The sequence below is a fragment of the Streptomyces hirsutus genome, assembly GCF_001418415.1.
Taxonomy (GTDB): Bacteria; Actinomycetota; Actinomycetes; order Streptomycetales; family Streptomycetaceae; genus Streptomyces; species Streptomyces hirsutus.
The window spans coordinates 1-6065 of record NZ_LIQT01000345.1 but is presented as its reverse complement, the minus strand read 5'-3'; the positions used below and the strand labels follow the sequence as shown (position 1 = coordinate 6065).

At 74.0% G+C, this 6065-nt stretch carries 3 protein-coding genes and 1 pseudogene; 2 read left to right on the top strand and 2 right to left on the bottom strand.

Annotation, left to right across the window (positions count from 1 at the left end):
- Nucleotides 1-2801, bottom strand: a 2801-nt coding sequence (locus tag AOK11_RS24900; protein ID WP_079035063.1) for an ATP-binding protein, incomplete at its 3' end; no start/stop codon positions are given.
- A 399-nt stretch (nucleotides 2802-3200) separates the two neighbouring features.
- Here AOK11_RS24900 and AOK11_RS24895 point away from each other — a divergent pair.
- Nucleotides 3201-4196: a DUF2510 domain-containing protein gene (locus AOK11_RS24895; protein ID WP_055595971.1), complete on the top strand. Its 996-nt coding sequence runs from the start codon at nucleotides 3201-3203 to the stop codon at nucleotides 4194-4196.
- A gap of 159 nt (nucleotides 4197-4355) precedes the next feature.
- Here the strand turns inward: AOK11_RS24895 and AOK11_RS24890 are convergent, their stop codons facing one another.
- A complete protein-coding gene (locus AOK11_RS24890; RefSeq protein WP_055595970.1) occupies nucleotides 4356-4970 on the bottom strand; it encodes a TetR/AcrR family transcriptional regulator in 615 nt (204 codons plus the stop codon).
- A gap of 195 nt (nucleotides 4971-5165) precedes the next feature.
- On the opposite strand from AOK11_RS24890, the pseudogene AOK11_RS24885 reads away from it, so the two are divergent.
- Nucleotides 5166-5993: pseudogene (locus AOK11_RS24885) on the top strand (DMT family protein); the annotation flags it as partial.
- Nucleotides 5994-6065: the final 72 nt, after the last annotated feature.

Genomic DNA, 6065 nt, shown 5'->3' with positions numbered 1-6065 from the left:
GCGGACGTCGTCACCGTCGTCAGTGACGTCACCGACGACGGTGACGACGTCCGCTGCCGCCGGAGCACTGCGGACCGAGACCGGTCGGGGCACGGGCCCGGGGCCGTGGCCGAGCCGGCGGCCCGGGCCCGGCCGGTCGCCGTGGCCAGTTCGGCCTCGGCGCGGGCGGCCAGGCCGTCCGCGCCGCAGGAGCGTGCGAGCGCCAGGCCCCGCTCCAGGTCGGTCCGCGAGCGGGCGAGGATGCCGTACTCGACGCGGGCCACCGCGTGTTCGTACTGGCAGGGTGAGGACTCCAGGTAGGCGACGGCCCGGGCGGCGAGCCTCACCGCCCGCCGGCCGGTCTCCAGGGCGGCGGCGCAGCGCAGGGCCTCGCCTATGGCGGTGTCCGTGCCGAAGCGCTCGGCCTGGCTGCGGTACTCGACGGCGAGCCGGGCGGCACGGGCCGGGTCCTCGGTGGCGAGGGCACGGGCGAGGTCGGCGGCCCAGAACAGGTGGACGGGGTTGTGGTGGCCGCGGGAGGCCGCAGCCTTCTCGGCGGCCTCCAGTTCGTTGATGCCGTCCTTCGTACGGCCGACCGCGAGCAGCAGCCTGCCGCGCACCGAGCGGGGGTCGGGCAGCACGATGGTGGACGGGTAGGGCGGCGCGAACCCGTGCCGTTCGGCGACTTCCCAGGCCTCGTCCACATGGCCGCGGACGAGCAGGGTGTCGACCAGGTTGCAGGTCGCCGTCCAGTACAGGGGCAGGCCGCGGCCCACGCGTTCGGCCAGGCGCAGGGATTCGCGCAGCGACTTCTCCGCCGCCGCGAGGCGGCCCCGCCTGCGGTGCGCGAGCCCGATGTAGGCGTGGGCGAGGACCAGGTGGCCGCCGCTCCAGCCGGCTGTCTCGTAGGAGCGCAGGGCCTCGTTGTAGAGGCTTTCGGCACGGTCGAGGCGGTCGGTGTAGGCGTACGTGCTGGCCAGCATCAGCAGCAGTTCGACGCCCCATTCGGCGTCGGTCCAGCCGAGGCCGGGCGCGAGGCGGCCGTTGACGAGGACGCGGTCGCTGTTCTCGGTGACCACTTCGGCGTTCTCGCCGCGCATCATGGCGTCGAAGCCGCGCAGAATGAGCAGCGCGCGTTCGGAGTTGTCCCGGCCGGTGCAGGTGGCGGCGAGGGCGGCGAGGCGTTCGGAACGGCCGGGAGCGGTGGTCTCGCCGGCGTGGATGCCTTCCCACATGAACTGCACGGCCTGCAACCGCATCCGGGCGGGGCCGGGCTCCAGCCGGGCGGCCTCCTCGTCGACGGTGCGGACGGCCTCCTCCATCTGGTCGTTGTGCAGCAGCGCCTGGGAGAGCCGGACCACGGCGTCCACCCGTGCGTCCCCGTCGAGGCCGGACATGCCGAGCGCGGTCCGCAGATGGCCGATGGTCCGGGCGGGCGCGGTGAGGAAGGTGGCGCAGCCCAGTTCGTAGAGCACGCGCGCGTGGACCTCGGGGCGGGGAGGTTCCTCCAGGGCACGCTCCAGGCAGCGGCGGGCGGCGTCCGGGGCGCCGACGGCGAGGTGTTCACCGGCGGCGTCCCGCAGTTGCCGGACGAGTTCCTCGTCGTCGTCCGGGTGTACTTCGAGGAGGTGGCGGGAGGCGGCCGCGGCGCCGCGTCCGGACTCGGTGACGATCCGGGCGGCGATGCCGTGCATGGCGCGGCGCAGCGCGTCGGGGATGGAGTTGTAGACGGCGGTGGCGATCAGCGGGTGGACGAACTCGAGGTCGGCGGGTGCGGTACGGCCGGTGCCGGGGTCGGGGGCGGTGAGGATGCGGGCGCTGCGCAGCCGCTCGGCGCAGCGGACGGCGTCGTCGTGGTCGAGGGTGGCGAGCTCGGCCACCAGGTCGACGGTGATGTCGCTGCCGAGGATGGCGGCGGCCCAGGCGAACCGGGTGGCGTCTATGCCGAGTTCTTCCAGTCGGGCGACGAGTCCGCCGCCGCGGGCGGAGCGGTTCAGCGCACGCAGTTCACCGGCGTTCGCCTCGACGGGTTCGAGTTCGCTGTCCTGGACCTTGGCGAGGAGTTCCACGGTCTCGTAGGGGTTGCCGCCCGTGACGGCCCACACCTCGCGGCAGAACGCGGCGTCCGCGTTCTCGCCGAGGGTGGCGCGGGTGAGGCCGGCCGCGGCGGGCGGGGTCAGCGCGCTGAGGACGGTGACCGGGTGCTCGGTCGCGGCGGCGACGGCGTCCAGGTGGCGGGTGCTCACTCCGGAGATGTCGCCGGGCCGACGGGCGACCATGACGAGAACGGGCAGGTCCGTCAGGTTTTCCGTGAAGGCGGAGAGCCAGTTCAGGGTCTCCTGGTCGGCCCAGTGGGCGTCGTCGATGGTCAGTACCAGCGGCCAGTCCCGGCGGGCCAGCCGGCGCACGGCGGCGACCAGGCCCTCGCAGACGCCCTGCGGGTCGGCGTGCCGGTCGCCGGGCTCGGCTATGCCGAGGGCGGGGCCGGCGATGTCGTACCAGTCGCCGAGGTACTCGCGGGCCTCCTCCGGCAGCATCGACAGCAGCGCGGGCTGGAGGAGTTGGCGTACGACGTTGAACGGGACGGTGCGCAGGGTCTCGCCGCCGCGGGCCGACCACACGGTGCAGCCGCGTTGTTCGGCGATGCGCCGGGTCTCGGCGAGCAGCGCGGTCTTGCCCAGTCCCGACTCGCCCCGCAGCACCAGCAGGCTGCCGGGCGAGGAACGGTCCGCGCACAGGGTGTCGACCACCGCGGTGATGGTGGCGATCTCCTCGTCCCGTTCCCAGAGAGAGGCCGATGCCGTGGGCCGCACCTCCGTCATTCCGCTACCTCCCCAAGCCGCCCGAACGACGTACAGGCGTCGAGCGTAGTCCTCCGAGGGCCCCGACGGAGGACTACCAACCGGGCTCTTGCCGTGACGGGTGACACCGGGTACAGGGGTCGACGCACCCTGCCCCTCATCAGGGGTCCTGCGGTCAACACCTGTCAAGGGAAGGGAAAGTGACGGTTCGTCGGATCTTTTCTGCAGGGGGCGGGGCCGGGTCGGGGACTCCCGGGCCGGGCTCCGGGGGCCGGGAGGTCCGGACCTCCCGGCCCCCGGAGCCCGGCCGCTCTGCCGACATGCTCGCCGGGCACGCGCTCGCGGCCCGCACCACCTCGGACCCCCGAACTTACGGACCTCTCTCATCCCTCTTTCACCGACGCCTCATACGGTGGGGGCATGACGCAGGCGACTCCTCCCGGGTGGTATCCCGACCCCGGGCAGACGAATGACGGACCGGCCACCGAGCGCTGGTGGGACGGTACCGCCTGGACGGACCAGGTCCGGCCGACGGGATCGGCACCCGCCTGGGACCCTCCTGCGCCGGGCACGGCCGCCGGACCGGCGTATCCGGCCCAGCCGGCGTACCCCGCGTATCCGGCGCATCCCGGGTACCCCGGGGTCGTGCAGTCCGGTCCGGGCTCCGGCCGGGGGCGCGGGCTGCGCATCGGAATAGCCGTGGCAGCGGCCGTCGCGGTGCTGGCGAGCATCGGGGTCGGCGTGTACGCGCTGACCGACGACGACGGGAGCGGCACCTCCACCGCCTCGCAGGAGCCGGGCGGCCGGGACGGCGGGTCGGACGGGGGTCCAGGAGATCCCGAGGACGGCCCCGGCCCGGACGCCTCCGAGCCGCCGCGGGTCGAGAGCGGGTCGGTGACCGACGGGCTGAGCGGAATCAGCCTGCCCATCCCGGACGGCTGGTACGGCCAGGAGGGCCAGGTGGGCGCCCAGATCATGTCGGAGGACACGTACGACTGCCCCGGCGACGCCTCCAGCACTTGCACCAAGGGCGGCGCGTACTCGGCACCGGCACGGGCCCTCGGCACCCGCGGCTCCACCGCGGAGGCGGTCGCCAAGGCGGACATCTCCGCCAACGCCGAGGAGTCGTACGGCGGCGATTCCTACGGGAGGATCGGCTCGCACGAGGTCCTCGAGTCGAAGGCGGTGACCGTCGCCGGGCAGAAGGGCTACCTGGTGCGCTGGAAGGCGGTCACCAGCAAGGGCTCCGACGGGTACGTCCAGTCGCTGGCCTTCCCCTCCCCCGCGCAGCCCGAGCAGATGGTCGTCGTCCGCTTCGGTCTGGACACCGACCAGAAGCAGTCCGTCCTCGACGACATCACCAGGGGCATAAAGAAGGCGGAGAGCAGCGGCCGCGGCAACGGCCAGGACGTCTGAGCCCGCCGCCCGGCGTCCGCCACGCCGGGCAGACGGCCGGGTGGGGCTCCCCTCCGCTCAAGGGGAGCCCCACCCGGCCGGTGGTGCGCGCCGCCCCCGTCCCCACGGTGCGGCGCGGTCGGGTCGCCGCCCGGTCATCCGGGAACGGCGGCCCTGGTCTCATTCGAGGCCGAGTGCCGGCAGTACGGCGGCCTCCACGAACCGGAGCAGATAGTCCGGGTCCGCGTTCCGCCCCTCCAGGAGGGGCCGCACCCGCAGCACGCCGAAGATCTGGGCCGGGACGTACGCCAGCGCCGGGTTCTCCGCGGAGACCTCACCACGTTCGACCCCGCGCCGCAGGATCGCCTCCAGCGCGACGATCTCCGGTTCGACCAGCGCTTCGCGCAGCGCCTGGGCCAGCTCCGGGTCCTGCGTGACCGCGTGCCCGAGCGCCTGTAACAACGAGGTGTCCTTCGCCGACCACGCGCCCGCGCTCCGGGCGGCCTCGCGCAGGTCCCCCGCCAGGGTACCGGTGTCGATGCCGGCGAAGCGCGCCTGCCCGCTGGAGCGCAGGGCTGCGGCGACGAACCGGGGCTTGGTCTGCCACTGCCGGTACAGCGTGGACTTGCTGCACCGCGCCCGGGCCGCGACCCCGTCCATGGTGACGGCGTCGTAGCCGCACTGACGGATCTGTTCCAGAACCGCATCGAAGAACTCCTGCTCACGCTCGGGCGTGATCTTGGAGCGGCGCGAACTGCCGACCGGTTCCGGCCGGTCCGCGGCCTGCGACGTCATCGACTCGACTCCTCGTCCTGGGGACGGGCCCTCCGGGGCGCCGGCTTCCTGTGCGCCTGCGTCCCTGCCCATCGATACGGGAGTGTACCGGAACGGTTCCGTATCGGTACGGACTCGTATCGGTACGGACGTGTTTCGCATCGAACCCGCACCGGCGAAGGCCTGCACCACAGCACGACCCGGCACCACCACTGCCACCAGCTGAACGCCGCGTACGGCCCGCTGACCGTGGTCCAGCCGCTCGGCGCGCTCACGCTGGTGGCGGCCGTGCCTCTGGGGGCATGGGTCGCGGGGCGACGGGTGGGTCGCACGGAGTGGCGGGGTACGGCGTTCACCCTCGCCGGTCTCGCGGCGATCCTGGTCACCGCCTCGGGGACGGCACCGGACGACACGCTGTCCGTGTCCGAGGCGCTGCTGGTCGCGGGTGCCACGGCTGCCCTGATCGGCGTCCTGTCGCGGCCGCGTGCCCGGCCCGGGCTGCGGCACGCGGCCGCGTCGGGCATCGCCTCCGGGGTGGCCTCGGCGCTCACCCAGACCGTGACGGTGGCGGTGACGGGCCATCCGGGTCCGCTGCCGGACGTGCGGGTGATCGGGGTGGCCCTGCTCGTCGCCGTGTTCGCGGCCGGCGGACTGCTGCTGTCCCAGACCGCCTACCGCAGCGGGCTGGACGCTCCTCTCGCGGTGGTGACCCTGACGAACCCCGTGGCCGCCGCGGTGATCGGACTCTGCCTGCTCGGCGAGCGGTTCCGGGGCGGCCCGACGGAGGTGCTGCTCGCCCTGACCGGCGCGGCACTCGCGTCGTGGGGCGTGATCCTCCTGACCCGGGCGACACCACGCCCGGGTCGGCAGGAGCACGCCGCGCCGGGTCCGGCGGAGCGTCCTGCCGCGAGGAGATCCGCGGTGGAACACCCTGCGGGCCCCTCTCCCGCCCCCTCCACGGACCTCCTTGCGGGCCCTCTTGTGACGCATCACCCCGTGGCCGCCGATCCGGACTGTGGGGCGAGGACGGCGGCCACGGGGTGATGCGCCACAAGAGGGCCCGCAAGGAGGTCCGTCGCGGGGGCGGGAGAGGGGCCCGCAGGGTGTTCCACCGCG

Coding starts and splice junctions, on each gene's coding strand:
- AOK11_RS24895 (WP_055595971.1), top strand. CDS start 3,201: ATGACGCAGGCGACTCCTCCCGGGTGGTATCCCGACCCCGGGCAGACG.
- AOK11_RS24890 (WP_055595970.1), bottom strand. CDS start 4,970: ATGACGTCGCAGGCCGCGGACCGGCCGGAACCGGTCGGCAGTTCGCGC.